19 protein-coding genes are annotated in these 17,546 nt (G+C 71.8%); 12 read left to right on the forward strand and 7 right to left on the reverse strand.

Annotated features, from left to right (window positions below):
- Positions 1-215: 215 nt before the first annotated feature.
- From AB0J46_RS05070 to pyrH, 3 genes are all read right to left on the reverse strand, one after another.
- Positions 216-470, reverse strand: a complete 255-nt coding sequence (locus AB0J46_RS05070; RefSeq protein ID WP_352323926.1) for a hypothetical protein — start codon at positions 468-470, stop codon at positions 216-218.
- 330 nt (positions 471-800) lie between these two features.
- Positions 801-1,340: an SMI1/KNR4 family protein gene (locus tag AB0J46_RS05075; RefSeq protein ID WP_364326590.1), complete on the reverse strand. Its 540-nt coding sequence runs from the start codon at positions 1,338-1,340 to the stop codon at positions 801-803.
- 165 nt (positions 1,341-1,505) lie between these two features.
- On the reverse strand, positions 1,506-2,219 hold the full coding sequence (pyrH, locus tag AB0J46_RS05080; protein ID WP_364326593.1) for a UMP kinase: 714 nt from the start codon (positions 2,217-2,219) through the stop codon (positions 1,506-1,508).
- Between the two features lie 139 nt (positions 2,220-2,358).
- On the opposite strand from pyrH, the gene AB0J46_RS05085 reads away from it, so the two are divergent.
- Entirely contained in the window at positions 2,359-3,009 is a 651-nt protein-coding gene (locus AB0J46_RS05085; protein ID WP_364326596.1) for a histidine phosphatase family protein, read from the forward strand.
- A 48-nt stretch (positions 3,010-3,057) separates the two neighbouring features.
- On the opposite strand, the gene AB0J46_RS05090 is transcribed toward AB0J46_RS05085, so the two are convergent.
- The 4 genes from AB0J46_RS05090 to AB0J46_RS05105 are packed head-to-tail and all read right to left on the reverse strand — an operon-like array spanning position 3,058 to position 5,284.
- Positions 3,058-3,537 carry a GNAT family N-acetyltransferase gene (locus tag AB0J46_RS05090; protein WP_364326599.1) on the reverse strand — a complete coding sequence of 160 codons (480 nt, stop codon included), beginning with the start codon at positions 3,535-3,537 and terminating at the stop codon, positions 3,058-3,060.
- Positions 3,538-3,566: 29 nt separating this feature from the next.
- Positions 3,567-4,028: an NUDIX domain-containing protein gene (locus AB0J46_RS05095; protein WP_364326602.1), complete on the reverse strand. Its 462-nt coding sequence runs from the start codon at positions 4,026-4,028 to the stop codon at positions 3,567-3,569.
- Positions 4,029-4,066: 38 nt separating this feature from the next.
- Entirely contained in the window at positions 4,067-4,594 is a 528-nt protein-coding gene (locus AB0J46_RS05100; RefSeq protein ID WP_364326605.1) for a hypothetical protein, read from the reverse strand.
- Between the two features lie 21 nt (positions 4,595-4,615).
- The gene (locus AB0J46_RS05105) at positions 4,616-5,284 is read right to left on the reverse strand and encodes a FadR/GntR family transcriptional regulator (protein WP_352323932.1); all 669 of its coding nucleotides are present in this window, start codon (positions 5,282-5,284) and stop codon (positions 4,616-4,618) included.
- 76 nt (positions 5,285-5,360) lie between these two features.
- Here AB0J46_RS05105 and AB0J46_RS05110 point away from each other — a divergent pair, with 76 nt between their 5' ends.
- From AB0J46_RS05110 to alc, 11 genes are read left to right on the forward strand one after another with little or no spacing between them, the layout of a single operon-like run.
- Complete coding sequence (locus AB0J46_RS05110) at positions 5,361-6,491, forward strand: amidohydrolase family protein (RefSeq protein WP_364326608.1); 1,131 nt, start codon at positions 5,361-5,363, stop codon at positions 6,489-6,491.
- Entirely contained in the window at positions 6,491-8,116 is a 1,626-nt protein-coding gene (locus AB0J46_RS05115; protein ID WP_364326612.1) for an ABC transporter substrate-binding protein, read from the forward strand. Before AB0J46_RS05110 ends, AB0J46_RS05115 begins: the two co-directional genes overlap by 1 nt.
- Positions 8,113-9,045, forward strand: a complete 933-nt coding sequence (locus AB0J46_RS05120) for an ABC transporter permease (RefSeq protein ID WP_364326615.1) — start codon at positions 8,113-8,115, stop codon at positions 9,043-9,045. Before AB0J46_RS05115 ends, AB0J46_RS05120 begins: the two co-directional genes overlap by 4 nt.
- Complete coding sequence (locus AB0J46_RS05125) at positions 9,042-9,842, forward strand: ABC transporter permease (protein ID WP_364326619.1); 801 nt, start codon at positions 9,042-9,044, stop codon at positions 9,840-9,842. The genes AB0J46_RS05120 and AB0J46_RS05125 overlap by 4 nt, the downstream gene beginning before the upstream one ends.
- Positions 9,839-10,768, forward strand: coding sequence for an ABC transporter ATP-binding protein (locus AB0J46_RS05130; protein ID WP_364326622.1), 930 nt, complete (start codon positions 9,839-9,841; stop codon positions 10,766-10,768). The genes AB0J46_RS05125 and AB0J46_RS05130 overlap by 4 nt, the downstream gene beginning before the upstream one ends.
- 16 nt (positions 10,769-10,784) lie before the next feature.
- A complete protein-coding gene (locus AB0J46_RS05135; RefSeq protein ID WP_364326625.1) occupies positions 10,785-11,570 on the forward strand; it encodes an ATP-binding cassette domain-containing protein in 786 nt (261 codons plus the stop codon).
- Positions 11,567-13,021: an amidohydrolase family protein gene (locus AB0J46_RS05140; protein ID WP_364326628.1), complete on the forward strand. Its 1,455-nt coding sequence runs from the start codon at positions 11,567-11,569 to the stop codon at positions 13,019-13,021. The genes AB0J46_RS05135 and AB0J46_RS05140 overlap by 4 nt, the downstream gene beginning before the upstream one ends.
- The gene (locus AB0J46_RS05145; RefSeq protein ID WP_364326631.1) at positions 13,018-14,271 is read left to right on the forward strand and encodes an aldolase/citrate lyase family protein; all 1,254 of its coding nucleotides are present in this window, start codon (positions 13,018-13,020) and stop codon (positions 14,269-14,271) included. The genes AB0J46_RS05140 and AB0J46_RS05145 overlap by 4 nt, the downstream gene beginning before the upstream one ends.
- Before the next feature lies 1 nt (position 14,272).
- Positions 14,273-15,055, forward strand: a complete 783-nt coding sequence (locus tag AB0J46_RS05150; protein WP_364326634.1) for an aspartate/glutamate racemase family protein — start codon at positions 14,273-14,275, stop codon at positions 15,053-15,055.
- The gene (gene allB / locus AB0J46_RS05155; RefSeq protein ID WP_364326637.1) at positions 15,055-16,395 is read left to right on the forward strand and encodes an allantoinase AllB; all 1,341 of its coding nucleotides are present in this window, start codon (positions 15,055-15,057) and stop codon (positions 16,393-16,395) included. The genes AB0J46_RS05150 and allB overlap by 1 nt, the downstream gene beginning before the upstream one ends.
- Positions 16,392-17,546, forward strand: coding sequence for an allantoicase (alc, locus tag AB0J46_RS05160; RefSeq protein ID WP_364326640.1), 1,155 nt, complete (start codon positions 16,392-16,394; stop codon positions 17,544-17,546). Before allB ends, alc begins: the two co-directional genes overlap by 4 nt.

Consider the following 17,546-nt stretch of genomic DNA (forward strand, 5'->3'; position numbering starts at 1 on the left):
AGCCGACTGCGCACCTCAGCGCGCACAAGCGTCTCCTGTGAGGAAGGTCGCGGTCGCGGACGCGTCTGGCGTATGTCCCGAAACCCACAGCACCACCTCGTCCCGGCCGTAATCAATGCAGTTGCCAAGCTGCCAGTGCGGGTTGGATTCCCGTCACCCGCTCCAACGCTTCGTCTCTGGGGCGTTTTCAGTCGTCGCCGAAAAAGCGCCTGGTCTTATTCGTCGTCCTCGTCACCCGTGTAGGCCTCGTACAGCTTGCGGCGGAGGAGGTCGGTTCGGACGGTCAGGGCGCCGAGGAGTTCTTCGTCGCTCAGCCCGTCCGTGGTTCTGAAGGCCCATGAGGAATGGCCTTCCTCGTCGAGGCACTTCACGAGGACTATCGCGCCCAGAGCGGTCCATCCTTCAGGAAGCGGGTAGACGTCGAGGCCGTTCAGGGCCTGGCCGACGGGGACTTCCCTTTCCTCTGTCACTGAGCCTCCTGATGGCTGGTGGCGGCACGAACCGGGGTGTGCTGCTCAAGCGCGTCGCAGCAAACGGCGAAGCCGCTGTGCCGGGGGCACTCGACTTCGCCGGCTCGCGGGCAGTAGTAGATGTCCGGACAGCCGCAGTCGGAGAACACGGGCAGAGGATCAGGCAGGGCGGCCACGTTCCAGATGATGTGCCGCCGGTTCCCCGCTGCGCAACCGCTTTAGTCTCCGACCCAAAGACGAAGGGCGACGGGACTCAGCGGACGTCTACGGACAACGAGTCTCCAGGCCAGAGCCCTGTGGCTGTTGCACCCCAGTTTCAGGAAGGGTGCCTCATTCGGCCAGCCGCTGCTGAGCCGACTCCCATGGCCGCATTTCGCCGTCTTCGTCGGCGTCTTCTTCGTACCAGCCCGTTTCCGAGAGCCAGGTCTCCAGCCAATCGGTCAGGCTCACCGAGTCGGCATACCAGGCGTGGTGCCAGTCGTCGCTGATCCCGTTCGGTTCGAAGAGCAGTACGGCGGCCTCGGGGCCGCGGCAGTCCACGGCGGCGTACATGCCGCACCCCCAGTCCAGGATGGGCAGCACGTCCGCCGGCCAGTGCGCGTCCGCGCCCGGGCCTGAGGTCTCCCGGACCTCGCGGTATTCGCGCACGAAGGTACGTCCTTCTCCCGCGAGCGGGAGTAGCTGGTAATCGGGGCCGAAGCCGCCGTTGGCCACCTCGCGGTAGAGCCGGACGAGCACCGGAGGGAGTCGAAATCCCAGGACGCGTTCGGCCTGCGCCACCTCCTCCGCCGTCGCGGGAGGAGGCAGGTGCTCCGTGGTCGCGCTCGCCTTCGCCGACACACGCCGAAGGAGATCATCGTTGTCCGTCACGACGGTGATCCTGCCGGCTGCCCACGACAGACCTTCACGGACGGACGGACGGCCGTGTACGTGCCATCCGAACGGTTCGTCATGGACAGCGACACGACGCCACCGTGACCGGCACTCTTCTGCGATCTCAGCCGCCACCTGCTCGTTCATGCCCGCCCGGGACGGCTATCTGGAGGAACCCGGATCCCGGGTGATTCTCGTTCCCACGTCTTCCCCTTGGCAGATCGCCTTCATCACGCCCGTCGCCGCCACGTCGAACACGTGCATGAGCAGCCCTTGCTCATTGGCGAGCACGAAGGCGCTCTCGTCCATCACCCTGACCCCGGCCGCCAGGGCTTCCCGATAGGTGAGGTTGGTGTACCGCTTGGCATCCGGGTTCACGTTCGGGTCGCTGTCGTAGACCCCGTCGACGCCGCGCTTGGCGACCAGCAGCGCGTCGGCTTCGAGCTCCAGAGCCCGCTGGACAGCCGGATAGTCCGTCGTGACGTACGGCTGGCCGATGCCACCGGCGAGCAGGACGATCAGCCCGCGGCGCAGGTGCCGGTCGGCGCGCAGCCGGATGAAGGGCTCGGCGACACTCTGCATCGGCACTGCCGTCATCACCCGCACGTCCGTCTGCGAACGCGCGGTGAGCACTCCACGCAACATCAGCGCGTTCATCACCGTGCCGAGCATGCCGATGTTGTCGGCTTCGGCACGGCCTATCCCCCAGCCGTCGGCCATCCGGCCGCGGAAGTAGTTGCCGCCGCCGATGACCACCGCGACCTCGACGCCCAACGTGCTGACGGAGAGGATCTCATCCGCCAGCTGAGCGAGGCTGGCCGGATCGGTTCCCCAACCGGCGTCGCCCGCAAGTGCCTCGCCGCTCAGCTTCACCACGACCCGTGAGTAACGACTCATCCCGTTCCCTTCACGGCCGCGCCCTCGGCGACCTGATCAAGGATACGAGTCGCACCCTCGCCAGGAGCATCCCGGCTGCAGGCGCCTGGACGGCCGCCTCTTTGGCATGATCCACAGCATGCGAACCCGGATGCTCTTCGTGCGCCACGGGGACTCCCTGCACAAGCAGGACGGCGTGATCGGCGGCCCGAAGGGATGCCGCGGCCTCACCGACACCGGACATCAGCAAGCAGCCCAGCTCGGGCGGCAGATCACCGCGGAAACAGGCGACGACACGACGACGATCTACTCCTCGCCCCTGCCACGCGCCGTGCAGACAGCCGCCGCGATCGCGACGGCCGCCGGCCTGCCGTCGTCACAGGACTGCGGGCTCTGCACGTGGCACACGCCGCCGGAGGCGGACGGGCTCACCCACGCGGAGTTCCGGCGCCTCGACATCGAAGGCGGCGGCATCTACCGTCCGTGGCAGCAGGGCAACGAGACCTGGGCCGAGATGGTGACCCGCACCAGCCGCACCATCACCGACCTCGCCCACCGCCACCGCGGCGAGACCGTCGTCGTGGTCGGCCACGCCGAGACGGTCGAGATCTCGTTCAACGCCCTCGGGCTGCTGCCGGTCTACCGGTCCTTCGACCTCAAGGTGTCCCCGGCCTCGGTGACGGAATGGGTCACCGGCGAGGAGCCGACACAGTGGCCGCCTCCCAGGTGGACGCTCGTGCGATTCAACGAGACCCCAGCCCCTGGGGGAGGCGCTGCGGCTCCGGGGTGATCGCCGTACCGGAGGCCGGGGCCGGGGCGGCGCGCCGTCGGGGCTCCGTCAGTTCATGTCCGGTACGGCCAGGTCCAGTACGCCGACCTTCTCGCCGCCGCTCTCCTCGCCGGTGAGCTGGAAGCCGAGTTTCCGGTAGAAGTCCTCGGGGCCGCCTTCCCCCGGCTCCCACGTGACGTACAGCTGCGCGCCACCGCGACGCCTGACCTCGGCGGCCACAGCGTTGACGGCGAATCGTCCGACGCCCTGCCCCTGCGCCTCCGCCGCCACGTTGAGCCGCCACAGGCCCGACCGGAAGTCGACGCCCTTGCCGTTCCAGTCGATGTCGAGAAAGGCCATGAGGAACCCGACGGGACGGTCACCGTCCAGGATGAGGCGCGGCCAGGCCACCTGCGGCTGCACGTAGGCCTCCGCGAGAGACTTCGCCACCGGCGAGACGAACCTCTCCTGGTCGGGACGGACGTTCACCGCGAGGGCCATCTCGACGTTGGCAGGGGTGATGGGCGCCAATCGCAGGGACTTGTTCATGGGAGCACCCTAGGGTCCCAGGCGCGGGGTCAGCCGTGGAGCAGCTGGGTGAGTGGCTCGCGCACGTCGGCGGGGTAGAGGTCGAGCTGCCCGAACTCGGCGGCGCTCGCCCAGACGAGCTCGAAGGTGTTGTCCGGCCCGTGGTCCGCGGCTTCGTCACCGGAGAGCGACGGGACGCCGATCACGTCCCGCATGAGGAAGTAGGAGGCGGGCCGGCCGCCGTGCGAGCCGGTGAAGAGCAACCGGTCGATCGTCGCGGTGAGAGTCGTCTCCTCGTGGAGCTCGCGGACCGCGGCGCTCTCCGGCGACTCGCCGTCCTCCACATGGCCTCCCGGCAGGAGCGCGTAGTGGTGCCCGGGACACGGCTGCCCCTGCCGGCCCTTGGCGGTGCAGATGCCGCAGGTGACGCCGGGGCCGCGCCGGAAGTACCGCTTGATGACCAGGACCCGGGCGCCGTCGACGACCACGGCGACCGCTCGGGGGATCGGCATGAGACGGATCATACGATCCGGCGTCGCACGGGCCGCGATCACCGCGGTTTCCAGCCCTCGGGGTCCAGCAGGTACGGGAGGAATTGACTGGTGCTCTTCAGCACGGCGGGATCTTGCCGTGGCGCAGGCCATATCTGCAGGTAGTAGCCGTCTTCCTCCCAGTTCTCGTCGTCCCCTTGGGTGTGGTAGCGCAGGCGGTAAGTGCCAGGACCGGCAGGCAGCGGAAGGCGGTGCGCCTTGTCCTCGCGCCAGTCGGTGGCCCATCCCGCCACGACCAGCTCGCTCGCCACGGTTTCGAAGCTGATCTCCACGACGTCCTCATAGCCGTCGAGGCACGCGCCCGGATCCTGGTCGGCGACGGCCACCGTGAAGGGCACCTCTCCGGCCTGAGCAGCGATATGCAGGCAGACCACCCCTGCCGCCTCCACTTGGACGAGCCCGACGGAGTCCTCCGACACACCGGGCGCATCGTAGCCCTCCTCGTCCAGGAGGTAGATCACGCCGCAGTCCGCCACGTACACCTCCAGCCGCTCGGTGTGCACGACAGGGGGGCCGGTTCCGCTCATGGACGGGAAGCATAGAGGGCGTCAGAGGTCGCGTTCCTGGTCGTTGAGGATGGTGAGCGCGATCGTGGCCGCGCCGGCCGCGTCGCCGGACTCGATCGCCTCGTACAGGTCCTCGTGGGTGGAGTCGGAGCCGAGCACGGCGCGTTCCATGCAGTGGTCGCGGCGGACCGTCTCGCGCACCGCCTCGCTCATGCCGCGGTACAGGTCCAGCAGCACGGGGTTGTGCGAGGCCGCGGCGATGGACAGGTGGAACTCCACGTCGGCGTCGGCGAACGCGTCGAGGTCGGCTGCCTGGTGGGCGGCGGTGCGCCGGGCCAGGGCCGTCCTCAGGTCGTCGAGGTCGGCCGGCTTGCGGCGTTCGGCGGCCAGGCGGGCCGCCACGAGGTCCAGGCCGCGTCGTACGTCGATGATGTCCATGGTGGCCGCGCGGTCGAGGCGGCGTTTGAACGCCACCTCGCTCTCGTCGGTCGCGGTGACGTAGGTGCCGTCGCCCTGACGCGTGGTGAGCAGCCCGGCGTGGACGAGCACGCGTACGGCCTCGCGTACCGACAACCTGCTCACGCCCAGCGCCTCGGCCAGCCGGCTCTCCGTAGGGATCTTGGCCCCGACCGGCCAGACGCCGCTGGTGATCTCCTGGCGGAGCTCCCGGATGGCGGAGTCGACGAGGGAGGTCCGGCCCACGTGCCGCATTTGTCCTCTTCTCTAATCATCTGATGTCTGATAATTCTATGCCACTGTCGCCCTCGGGTTAAGGGGATCAGCCGGTATGGCTCAGATTCTGTTCACCGATGTACGCCCCCACGATGTCCTGATCGAAGACGGTCGCGTCGTCCCGCTGGAACGGCGGGCGGAGGACTGCGAGGTGGTGGCGGCGGGCGGACTGCTCGCCCTGCCCGCCCCGGTGGACGCGCACGTCCATCCCGACAAGACCACCTGGGGCCAGCCCTGGCTGAGCCGCCCCCCGGCCGAAACGCTGCGCGACCTGATCGAGGGCGACGTCGCGGCGCGGGCGGAGATGACCGCGCCGGTCGCCACGCGGGCCCTGGCGCTCATGGACCACGCGATCGCCCGCGGCACCCGGGCCTGGCGGGCGCACGTGGACGTCGCCCCGGTGTACGGGCTGAGCAACGTGCACGGCGTACGGGAGGCCGCTCAGGCCCGCGCCGACCTGCTGGACGTGCAGATCGTCGCCTTCCCCCAGCTCGGGCTGCTGTCGCGGCCGGGCACGGCGGACCTGATGGAGCAGTCGCTCAAGGAGGGCGCCGACATCCTCGGCGGGCTCGACCCCGTGGGCATCGACGGCGACCTGCACGGACACCTCGACCTGCTGTACGGCCTGGCCGAGCGGCACACCGTCCCGCTCGACATCCACCTGCACGACGGCGGCGACGAAGGGGTCGCGCAGGTGCTGGAGATCGCCCGCAGGGCGAGGTCCAGCGGCGTGCCGACCACGATCAGCCACGCCTTCTGCCTGGCCGACCACGCGGACCTCGCCGAGACGCTGGCCGAGGCGAAGGTCTCGCTGACCACCTGCGCGCTCGGCGCCGACCCGGTCCTGCCGGTCGGGCCGCTGGTCGAGGCCGGGGTGCTGGTCGGCCTCGGATCCGACGGGGTGCGGGATCCGTGGACGCCGTTCGGCGACGGCGACATGGTCAACCGCGCCCACCTGCTCGCCTACCGCACCGACGCCCGCACCGACGAGGAGCTGGCCAGGTGCTACGAGATCGCGGCGCACGGGGGCGCCGCGCTGCTGGGCCTGGAGCAGGCCCGGCTCCAGCCCGGAGATCCCGCCGACTTCCTCCTGGTACGCGCCGAGTCCATGGCCCAGGCGGTCGTGGACAAGCCCATCCCCCAGTTCGTCGTCCGCAACGGACGCGTTCGCGAAAGGTCCTCCTGATGATCCGTCGAGCCCTACCGGTGGCCGCCGCACTCGCGGTGGCCCTGGCCGGATGCGGCCAGCAGGCCGCAGCACCGCAACAACAACAGCAGGGCTCGGGTGAGGCGCCCAAGCTGGAGCTCAGGACCGTCACCGCCCCGGCCACCGGGGAACTGGACAAGGTGACGTGGAACCTGCCCTACGAGCCGCAGACGGTCGACCCGATCAGGTCGTTCAACTACGCCGAGAACACCGTGCTGGCCAACATGTGCGAGAGCCTGCTGCGGCTGACCCCCGAGTTCGGCATCCAGCCCGGCCTGGCCGAGAAGGCCGACAACCCCACCCCGACCACGTGGGTCTACACGATCCGGGACGGCGTGAAGTTCTGGGACGGCACGCCGCTGACCGCCGAGGACGTCGCGGCCAGCCTCAACCGCCACCTCGACCCCGCGCTCGGCACCTGGTGGGGCGACTACTTCCACACCGTGCAGTCGATCAAGGCGACCGGGCCGATGCAGGTCACCGTCACGCTGAAGCAGCCGGACGTGCTGTTCAACCAGGCGATGGCCACCGCTGCCGGCGCGATCGTCTCGGCCGGGTACGCCGGGAAGAAGGACCTGGGCTCGCCGACCGGCGGGGTGATGTGCACCGGCCCGTACAAATACGGGAGCTGGAAATCCGGCGACGCGCTGACGATCACCCGCAACGACGCCTACTGGGACACCGCGCTGCGACCGAAGACCAAGGAGCTGGTCTTCCGGTTCATCGCCGACGAGACCACCGCCATCAACGCGCTGCGCTCCGGCGAGGTGGACGGGCAGTACTTCTACCTGCCGCCGGCGGGGCTCGGCCAGCTCCAGCAGTCGCCGACCGGCTCGGTCACGCTGGGCAAGTCGCTGACCTTCTGGACGCTGCTCGGCGCCGCCAGGTCCGGCCCGTACGCCGACCCGAAGGTCCGCCAGGCGCTGTCGCTGGCACTGGACCGGGCGGCCATCTCCAAGGTGGTCTTCCAGGGGACGGCGATGCCGCAGCGCACCCTCGCCGGCGCCGAGTACTGGGGATACCAGCGGGACGCCTTCCAGAAGGCCTACGACGCGATCCCGCCGGAGACGCCCGACCTGGCCAAGGCCAAGCAGCTGCTCACCGAGGCCGGCTCCCCCGCCCAGACGATCACCATCGGGATCCAGGGCAGCTCGGCCGTCCACGAGCAGACCGCCAACCTGATCAAGGCGACCGGCGAGGCGCTCGGCCTGAAGATCGAGATCAAGGTGATCCCCGTCGAGCAGTACGGGAACCTCTACAGCGACCCCAAGGCCCGCGAGGGCATCGACGCCTTCTTCTCCACCTGGTACGGCAACGTGCCGGACCCGCTCGACATCTACACCGTCTTCCTGGCGGGCGGCCGTACCAACTTCAACGACTACGCGGCCGTGAACGCCGACATCGCCAAGGCGCGGGCCGCCTACGACGAGGCGGAGCGGGCGGGGCTGGTGACGGCGATCCAGCAGAAGGTCACCACCGACGTGCCGTGGATGCCGCTGAACAACCTGCCGGTGATCCTCTACATGAACAAGCGGGTGACCGGAGCCGTCGCCTCCTTCCCCTACCTGTACTACCCGTGGGCCGCGGGGCTCGGCGCGGCATGAGGTTCCTGGCGAGACGGCTGGCGGGGCTGATCGTGGTCCTGCTGGTCGCCTCCTTCCTGGTGTACGGCCTGCTCTACCTGGTGCCCGGCGGGCCCATGGCGTTCCTGCTCGGCAACCGCAGCGGCACCCCCGAGCAGGTCGCGGCCATCCGCGCGCAGTACCACCTGGACGATCCGTTCCTGCTGCGCTACGCCGCCTGGCTGCGCGACGCGGTGACGGGCGACTTCGGCGCCTCCCTGGTCTACCGGCAGGACGTCTCCGCGCTGATGGCGTCCCGGGCGACGACGACCGTCTTCCTGGTGGTCTACGCGTCGCTGCTGATCGTGACCGGGGGCGTGGCGATGGGCCTGCTCGCGGCGCTGCGCGGCGGCCGGGCCGACGGCCTGGTCAGCCTGGTCTCCTCGGTGTTCCTGGCCACGCCGCCGTTCGTGGTCGGGGTGATCCTCGTCATCGTCTTCGCGCTGGGACTCGGCTGGTTCCCGGTCTTCGGGCCCGGCGACGGGTTCGGCGACCGGATCCATCACCTCACGCTGCCGGCGATCACGCTCAGCCTGGCCAGCGCCGCCTTCCTCGCCCGCATCACGCGGGCCTCGGTGTCGGAGGAGCTGGGCCGCGAGCACGTGGAGACCGCGCGCAGCCGCGGCCTGGCCGAGGGGCACATCATCCGCAGGCACGTGCTGCGCAACGCGGCCATCCCGGTGGTGACCGTGGTCGGCCTGAACGTCGCCGGGCTGATCGCGGGCTCGGTCGTGGTGGAGAGCATCTTCGCCCTGGACGGTCTGGGCTCGTTGTTCGTCCGCGCGATCCTGCAACGCGACTTCGCGATCGTCCAGGCGGTGGTGCTCGTGCTGGTCACCGCCTTCGTCCTGATCAATCTGGTGGTGGACCTGTGCTACTCCGCTCTCGACCCGCGCCTGTCGCGGCAGTGACCCGCCGCCTGGGCGGGCTGGGCGTGGCCGCCGCCGTCCTGCTGGCCGTCGTCGTGGCGATCACCCTGCTCGCGCCGCTGCTCGCGCCCTACGACCCCGACCAGCCCGACCTGTTCAACGCGCTGGGCGGCGCCTCCGTCGCGCATCCGCTGGGCGGGGACGTCCTGGGCAGGGACGTGCTGTCCCGGCTGATGTACGGCGCGCGGACCACGTTGCTCGCCCCGGTGCTGGTGATCTGCGTCGCGAGCGCCGCCGGGACCACGCTGGCGATCGTCGCCGCCTGGGCGGGCGGCAAGGTGGACGCCGTCGTCTCCCGCCTGCTGGACGTGCTGTTCTCCGTGCCGGGCATCGTGTTCGCGCTGGTCACCGTGGCCGTGCTCGGCCCCGGCGTGCCCGGCGTGGTGATCGGCCTGGCGGTCGCGTACACGCCGTACGTGGCCCGGGTGGTGCGCAGCGCGGCGCTGCGGGAGCGCGGCCTGCCGTACGTGGCCGCCGCCTGGGTGCAGGGCCGGTCGGCGACCGCCATCTGCCTGCGCCACCTGCTGCCGAATCTGCGGCCGATCATCGTCGCGCAGTCGGTCTCGGCGCTCGGCTTCGCGGTGATCGACGTCGCGGCCGTCTCCTTCCTCGGGCTGGGCGTGCAGCCGCCCACCGCCGACTGGGGGCTGATGGTCAAGAGCGGCCTGGACAGCGCCATGCGCGGCCAGCCGCTGGAGGCGCTGAGCGCCGGCCTGCTGATCGCGCTGGTGGTGGCCGCGGTGAACCTGTTGGGCGATCGCCTGGGGAGGCAGTCGTGAGCCTGTTGACGTTGGCGGGCTTCGGCCTGGCCGTGCCGTACGAACGAGGCTGGCGGACGCTGGTCGAGCACGTGGACCTGACCATCGGCGCGGGAGAGGCCGTCGGGCTGGTCGGCGAGTCCGGTTCGGGCAAGTCGATGACCGCCCGCGCGGTCATCGGCCTGACCCCGCCGGGCGCCCACGTGACCGGCAGGATCGTCTTCGACGGCGCCGACGTGCCCTCGGGCCGGGCCCTGCGGCTGCTGCGGGCCAGGCGGATCGCGATGGTCTTCCAGGATCCGCGGGCGCACATCAACCCCGTCCGCAGCGTCGGCGACTTCCTCACCGAGGCCATGGTGCACAACCTGCGGATGCCGGTGCGGCAGGCGTCGGCGCGGGCCGTCCAGCTCCTCAAGGAGGTCGGCATCGCCGACGGAGAGCGGCGCCTGCGCCAGCACCCGCACGAGCTGTCCGGCGGCCTGCTGCAACGGGTGATGATCGCCTCCGTCCTGGCCGTCGAGCCCGACCTGGTGCTGGCCGACGAGCCGACCACCGCGCTCGACGTGACCACCCAGTCCGAGGTCATGGCCATCCTGGACGAGCTGCGCCGCGAGCGCGGCATGGCCATGCTGCTGATCACCCACGACCTGGAGCTGGCCGCCGCGACCTGTGACCGGCTGGCGGTGATGTACGCGGGCCGCATCGTGGAGGACCTCGACGGCGAGCCGCGCCACCCCTACACGCGCGGCCTCATGAGGTCGCGGCCGAGCCTTGAGGAGACCGCGCACCGGCTGCCGGTGATCCCCGGACGGCCCGTGGCGGCCTTCGAGGCCGAGGACGGCTGCGCGTTCGCGCCACGCTGCGAGCTGGCCGAGCCGCGCTGCCGGGAGAGCCGGCCGCCGTCCGTCCGCGGGGTCGCCTGCCTGAGAGCGGAGGAGACGGCATGAGAGCGGAGGAGGCGGCATGAGCGTGATCGAAGCGCAGCGGCTGCGGAAGGTGTACGGCCCGGCCACGGCGGTGGACGAGGTCTCCTTCACCGTGGCCGAGGGCGAGTCGCTGGCCGTCGTGGGCGAGTCCGGGTCGGGGAAGACCACCGTCGCCCGCATGCTGCTCGGCCTGGAGACGCCCACCAGCGGCACGATCAGCGTCTGTGGGCGTCCGCGGGCGGCGGGCCGGGTGTCGGCGGCGGAGCGGCGCAGGCGGGCACGGGAGATCCAGATCGTCTTCCAGGACCCCTATTCGTCGCTGGACAAGCTGCAGCGGGTCGGCGACGTCGTCGAGACGAGCCTTGCCCTGCACTTCCCGCTCACCTCCGCCGAGCGGCGGAAGAGAGCCCTGGACCTGCTCGAATCGGTGGGCCTGGCCGAACGCCACGCGGCGATGCTGCCCAGGCAGCTGTCCGGCGGGCAGCGCCAGCGCGTGGCCATCGCCCGCGCCCTGGCGGTGGAGCCGCGGGTGCTGGTGCTGGACGAGGCGGTCGCCGCGCTCGACGTGTCGATCCAGGCGCAGATACTCAACCTGCTCGCCGACATCCGCGAGCGGCGCTCGATCAGCTACGTCTTCATCTCCCACGACCTGGCCGTGGTCAACCAGATCAGCGACACGGCGGTGGTGATGCGGCACGGCCGCGTCGTGGAACGCGGAGCCACCCGCACCCTGCTGCGCGAACCGCAGGAGGAGTACACCCGCGCCCTGCTGGCCGCCGTGCCCAGGCCCGGATGGAAGCCGACCCGGAGGAACACACAGTGAGCACGCTGATCAGGGCGTCGTTCGTCATCGGCTTCGACGGCGAGGACCACGTCATCCACCGCGACGCGTGCGTCGTCTACGACGGCGACCGGATCGTCCACGTCGGCCGTTCCTGGGAAGGCCCGGTCGAGGAGGTGATCGACGCCGGTGAGGCGATCGTCGGGCCCGGCTTCATCGACCTGGACGCGCTGGCCGACATCGACCACGCCGTCCTCGACACCTGGCACGCCGACTCCAGCGGGCTGAACTGGTCGCACGACTACGCCGTCAACCGGCGCCGGGCCGTCTTCGGGCTGGAGGACACGCTCTTCATGCGGGAGTACGCGCTCACCCAGCTCATCCGTAACGGCGTCACCACCGCGATGCCGATCGCCGCCGAGACGCACAGCGCGTGGGCGGAGTCGTACGAGGAGCTGGCCGGCGTCGTGGAGATCGCCGGGCGGCTCGGCCTGCGCATGTACCTGGGGCCGTCCTACCGTTCGGGCGTGCCGGTGCTGCGCGCCGACGGCGGCCGGGACGTGCACTGGGACCCCGGACTCGGTGAGCGGGGGCTCGCCGACGCCGTCCGCTTCGTCCGGGACGTCGACGGCGCCCACGACGGCCGGATCCGGGGGGCGCTGCTGCCGTGCCGCATCGAGACCGTCACCCTCGACCTGCTGCGCGCCACCGCCCAGGCCGCGGAGGAGCTCGACTGCCTGGTGCGCCTGCACTGCATGCAGGGGCTGACGGAGCTGCGGCTGCTGCGCGAATGGTACGACCGGCACCCCCTGGACGTGCTGGCCGAGGTGGGCCTGCTCGGCCCGCGGCTGCTGGTGCCGCACGCCCTGTACCTCGGCGATCCCGGCACGCCCTTCGAGGGATCGCCGGACCGGCTCGCGGCGCTGGCGGGGATCGTGCACTGCCCCCTCACCTTCGTCAGGTACGGCGACGCGCTGCGCGACTTCGACCGTTACCGGGCGGCCGGCGTGACCGTGGCGCTGGGCACCGACTCCTTCCCGCCGGACATGATCCGCAACATGGACTACGGCAACAACCTGGCCAAACTGGTCACCGGACGGCTGGACGCGGGCTCGGCCGCCGACTACTACCGGGCCGCCACCCTGGGCGGCGCCCGCGCGCTGGGCCGGGACGACCTGGGCAGGCTCGCCCCCGGCGCCAAGGCCGACCTGGTCGTCGTGGACCTCTCCGGCCCGCGCACCGGCCCGGTCGACGACCCGATCAGGACGATGCTGATGAACTGCACGGGCGCCGACGTGTCCACCGTGGTGATCGACGGCCGGCCGGTGATGCGCGACCGGACGATTCCCGGCGTGGACGAGGAGTCGATGCGGCTGCGCGCGCAGACCTACTTCGAGACGATGAAGGCCGCCTACTCCGAACGCGACCACCTGCGCCGCGACCCGGCGGTGCTGTTCCCGCCGTCCTTCCGCGTCGTCGAGGACGGCTCATGACCGACGCGACCTTCCTGTCCGGGCTCGCCGCCGAGCTCGACGTCCGGCTCGCCGCCGCGGACGAGCGGCTGCGCACGGCCTACCCCGGTGAGCCGGCCACCCGGCAGCCGGTGCACACGGTGTACGTCCCGGCCGACCGCTACACGCCGGACACCGTACCGGCGTGGGGCCGGCGGGCGCTGGCGGCGCTGGCCGAGCACGGCCGGACCGCCACGGAGTTCGCCGACGCGCTCGGCCTGCCGCCGCGGACGGCGGCGGAGGTGTACGACCAGGTCCGGGCCAAGCTGGCCCGCGAGCCGGTCGAAGACCTCAGGATCGACTTCGAGGACGGCTACGGCCACCGCCCGGACGCCGACGAGGACGCCGCCGCCCGGACCGCCGCGAAGGCCCTGGCCGAGGCCATCGCCGCCGGCGCCGGCTCGCCCTTCTGCGGGATCCGGTTCAAGAGCTTCGAGGCGCCGACCCGGCGGCGCGGCCTGCGCACCCTGGCGATCTTCCTGGAGACCCTCGGACCGCCGCCCGGCGGCTTCGTCGTCACGCTGCCGAAGGTGACCTCGGTCGAGCAGGTGGAGGCGATGGTGCTGGCCGCCGGACGACTGGAGGGGGCGTACGGGCTGGCGAGCGGGAGCCTGCGGTTCGAGCTCCAGGTGGAGACACCGCAGGCGATCCTCGGCGCGGACGGCGTCTCGCCGCTGCCGTCGATGATCCGCGCCTCGGCCGGGCGCTGCACGGGCCTGCACTACGGCACCTACGACTACTCGGCGGCGCTCGGGGTGTCGGCGGCCTACCAGAGCGCGGAGCATCCGGTCGCCGACCATGCCAAGGCGGTGATGCAGGTCGCCGCCGCGGGCACCGGCGTACGCGTCTGCGACGGGTCGAGCAACGTGCTGCCGGTGGGCGACGGCGACGCCGTCCGCGCCGCCTGGCGGCTGCACGCGCTTCTGGTGCTGCGCGCCCTGGAGGGTGGCCTGTACCAGGGCTGGGACCTGCATCCCGGGCAGCTCCCGAGCCGGTACGCCGCCGTCCACTCCTTCTTCAGGGAGGGGCTGCCGGCCGCCGCGGCCCGGTTGCGCGGCTATCGCGAACGCCGGACGTCCGGCTTCCTGGACGAGCCGGCGACCGTCCGCGCGATGGCCGGGTTCCTCGCCCGCGGCCTCGACTGCGGCGCGATCGGCGCGGCCGAGCTGGGCGCCCTGGCCGGGGTCACGCCGTCCGAGCTGCGTGCCATGCGCGCCGGGACGGGCGGCTGACGTGCGCATCCTCATCGTGAACGTGAACACCACCCGGTCGATGACCGACACGATCCGCGCCCAGGCGGCGGCGCACGCCTCGCCGGGGGTCGAGATCGTCGCGCTCACCCCGTCGTTCGGGCCGGAGTCGGTGGAGGGGAACTTCGAGAGCTACCTGGCGGCGGTCGCCGTGATGGACCGGGTCGTCCGCTACGACGAGCCGTACGACGCGGTGATCCAGGCCGGGTACGGCGAGCACGGCCGCGAGGGGTTGCAGGAACTGCTCGACGTCCCCGTGGTGGACATCACCGAGGCGGCCGCGCAGGTCGCGATGCTGATCGGGCGTACGTACTCGGTGGTCACCACGCTGGACCGCGCCGTGCCGCAGATCGAGGACCGGCTGCGGCTCGCCGGGCTGGCCGGCCGGTGCGCGTCGGTCAGGGCCAGCGGGCTGTCGGTCCTGGAGCTGGAGGAGGATCCCGGCCGGGCCGTCGAGGCGATCGTCGCCCAGGCCCGGGAGGCCGTCACCGGCGACCGGGCCGAGGTGATCTGCCTGGGATGCGGTGGCATGGCGGGACTCGACCGGAAGATCACCGCGGCCACCGGGGTGCCCGTCGTCGACGGCGTGGCCGCGGCGGTCGCGCTCGCCGAGGGGCTCGTCCGGCTCGGCCTCACCACGAGCAAGGTGCGCACCTACGGGACGCCGCGCCCCAAGACCGTGACCGGGTGGCCGATCACCGGCGGCCCCGCGGCCGTCACCCGGCCCGTCCGCGCGGGACGGCGCGGCCATGGAGGTGTCGCCTGATGGCCCGGCTGGACCTGCTGTTCAGGGCCCGTCGCGTGGTCACCGACGCCGGAGAGGTGGCACGCAGCATCGGCGTGCGGGACGGGACGATCGTCGCGGTCGAACCGCTGGACGCCGACCTGGCGGCCGCCGAGGTCGTCCGGCTCGGCGACGACGAGGTGCTGCTGCCCGGCCTGGTGGACAGCCATGTGCACGTGAACGACCCCGGCCGGACCGAGTGGGAGGGGTTCGCGACCGCCACCCGGGCGGCCGCGGCCGGCGGCGTCACGACGATCGTCGACATGCCGCTGAACAGCGTCCCGCCCACCACCGACGCGGCGGCGCTGCGGGTGAAACGGGCGACCGCCCGCGGGCAGGCGCACGTGGACGTCGGCTTCTGGGGCGGCGCGGTGCCGGGCAACCTGCGCGAGCTGCGCGGGCTGCACGACGCGGGCGTGTTCGGGTTCAAGAGCTTCCTGCTGCACTCGGGCGTGCCGGAGTTTCCTCCCCTGGAGCCGGCCGAGCTGGCGGACGCGCTCCGCGAGCTGCGGGCCTTCGACGCGCTGATGATCGTGCACGCCGAGGACCCGCAGGTGATCGACCACGCGCCGCCCGCGCGCGGCGCCAGCTACCGCGACTTCCTGCGCTCCCGCCCGCGCGGCGCGGAGAACCTCGCGGTCGCGCAGGTCATCGAGCTGGCCCGCCGAACCGGCTGCCGGGTACACATTCTGCACCTGTCCAGCTCGGACGCGCTGCCGATGATCCGCTCGGCCCGGGACGACGGCGTGCGGATCACCGTGGAGACCTGCCCGCACTACCTGACGTTCAGCGCCGAGGAGATCGCCGAGGGGGCCACCCCGTTCAAGTGCTGCCCGCCGATCCGCGAGGCGGCCAACCGCGAGTCGCTCTGGCAGGGGCTCGCCGACGGCACGATCGACTGCGTCGTCTCCGACCACTCGCCGTGCACGCCGGAGCTCAAGCGGCTGGACACCGGCGACTTCGGCCTCGCCTGGGGCGGCATCGCGTCGCTGCAGCTCGGCCTGCCCGCGGTGTGGACCGAGGCCAGGCGCCGCGGCCACCCGCTGACCGACGTGACGCGCTGGATGGCCGGACGTCCCGCGCAGGTGGCGGGACTGCCCGGCAAGGGCCGGATCGCACCGGGCCACCAGGCCGACTTCTGCGTGTTCGCGCCCGACGAGCTGTTCGTGGCCGACAAATACCGGCTGCACCACCGCAACCCCGTGACGCCCTACCACGGCCGCACGCTCGCCGGCGTGGTGCGCGGAAGCTGGCTGCGCGGCGAACGCATCGACATCGACGGCCCGCCGCGGGGCCGGCTGCTCACCCGAGGAGAAGCATGACCTTCACCCACTTCCCGGACCTGGCCTCGCGCGCGCTGGCCGGCAGTGTCGTGTACGCCAACGACGAGCTGTTCGCCGAGCGGGAGAACCTGATCAAGCCCGGCCCCGCCGCGTTCTCGACGGAGGACTTCGGCCACAAGGGCAAGGTGTACGACGGCTGGGAGACCCGTCGCCGGCGCGAGCCGGGGAACGACTACGCGATCGTCCGGCTCGGCGTGCCCGGCGTGGTGCGCGGAGTGGTGATCGACACCGCCTGGTTCAAGGGCAACTACCCGCCGTACGCCTCGGTGGAGGCGGCTGGCGTCGAGGGCACGCCGTCACCGGCCGAGCTGGAGCGGGCGAACTGGGAGACGATCGTCGGGAAGAGCGCGATCAGGGGCGACGCCGAGAACGCGTTCGAGGTCGCGGACCGGCGGCGCTGGACGCACGTGCGGCTGAGCATCTACCCCGACGGCGGGGTGGCCCGGTTCCGGGTGCACGGCGAGCCGGTGCCCGACCCGCGCCTGCTGGACGGCACGATCGACCTGGCCGCGCTGGAGCACGGCGGCAACGTGGTGGCCTGTTCCGACACGTTCTACTCCGCGCCGGTGCAACTCCTGCTGCCCGGCAGGGCCCGGATCATGGGCGACGGCTGGGAGAACGCCCGCCGCCGCGACGGCGGCAACGATTACGTGACGGTCAGGCTGGCGGCCCGCGGGCGGGTGCGCCGGGTGGAGATCGACACGTCGTACTTCGTCGGCAACGCGGCCGGCTGGGCCTCACTGAGCGGAACCGACGCGGGCCATCCAGATGTGGACCATGCAGACGCGGAGTGGTTCGAGCTGGTCCCGAAGACCCGGTTGCAGCCGGACACCCGGCACTTCCTGCGCCCGGTGTCGGCCGCGCCCGTGACGCACGTCCGCCTGGACGTCTTCCCCGACGGCGGCCTGGCCCGGCTCAGGGTGCACGGCGAGCTGGACGCCGACGCCCACCGGGCGGCCGTGCTGCGCTGGCTCGACCTGCTGCCGGCCGGGCACGCCGTCGAGGTGCTGCGCGGGGCCGGCGTGCCCGGCCGGACCGCCGAGGAGCTCGTCGCCCGCCGGCCGTTCGCCGACGGCGACGTGCTGCCCCCGGCGCTGCTCCTGCCGGCGGGGCCGCCTTTCCGACCTTGA

The sequence above is a fragment of the Nonomuraea sp. NPDC049758 genome (genome assembly GCF_040674635.1).
GTDB lineage: Bacteria > Actinomycetota > Actinomycetes > Streptosporangiales > Streptosporangiaceae > Nonomuraea.

Excerpts from the sequence above, each read along its gene's own strand:
- AB0J46_RS05145 (WP_364326631.1), top strand. The coding sequence starts at position 13,018 with ATGACCGACGCGACCTTCCTGTCCGGGCTCGCCGCCGAGCTCGACGTC.
- AB0J46_RS05100 (WP_364326605.1), bottom strand. The coding sequence starts at position 4,594 with ATGAGCGGAACCGGCCCCCCTGTCGTGCACACCGAGCGGCTGGAGGTG.
- AB0J46_RS05120 (WP_364326615.1), top strand. The coding sequence starts at position 8,113 with ATGAGGTTCCTGGCGAGACGGCTGGCGGGGCTGATCGTGGTCCTGCTG.
- AB0J46_RS05085 (WP_364326596.1), top strand. The coding sequence starts at position 2,359 with ATGCGAACCCGGATGCTCTTCGTGCGCCACGGGGACTCCCTGCACAAG.
- AB0J46_RS05105 (WP_352323932.1), bottom strand. The coding sequence starts at position 5,284 with ATGCGGCACGTGGGCCGGACCTCCCTCGTCGACTCCGCCATCCGGGAG.
- alc (WP_364326640.1), top strand. The coding sequence starts at position 16,392 with ATGACCTTCACCCACTTCCCGGACCTGGCCTCGCGCGCGCTGGCCGGC.
- AB0J46_RS05095 (WP_364326602.1), bottom strand. The coding sequence starts at position 4,028 with ATGCCGATCCCCCGAGCGGTCGCCGTGGTCGTCGACGGCGCCCGGGTC.
- AB0J46_RS05115 (WP_364326612.1), top strand. The coding sequence starts at position 6,491 with ATGATCCGTCGAGCCCTACCGGTGGCCGCCGCACTCGCGGTGGCCCTG.
- AB0J46_RS05110 (WP_364326608.1), top strand. The coding sequence starts at position 5,361 with ATGGCTCAGATTCTGTTCACCGATGTACGCCCCCACGATGTCCTGATC.
- AB0J46_RS05090 (WP_364326599.1), bottom strand. The coding sequence starts at position 3,537 with ATGAACAAGTCCCTGCGATTGGCGCCCATCACCCCTGCCAACGTCGAG.
- allB (WP_364326637.1), top strand. The coding sequence starts at position 15,055 with ATGGCCCGGCTGGACCTGCTGTTCAGGGCCCGTCGCGTGGTCACCGAC.
- AB0J46_RS05135 (WP_364326625.1), top strand. The coding sequence starts at position 10,785 with ATGAGCGTGATCGAAGCGCAGCGGCTGCGGAAGGTGTACGGCCCGGCC.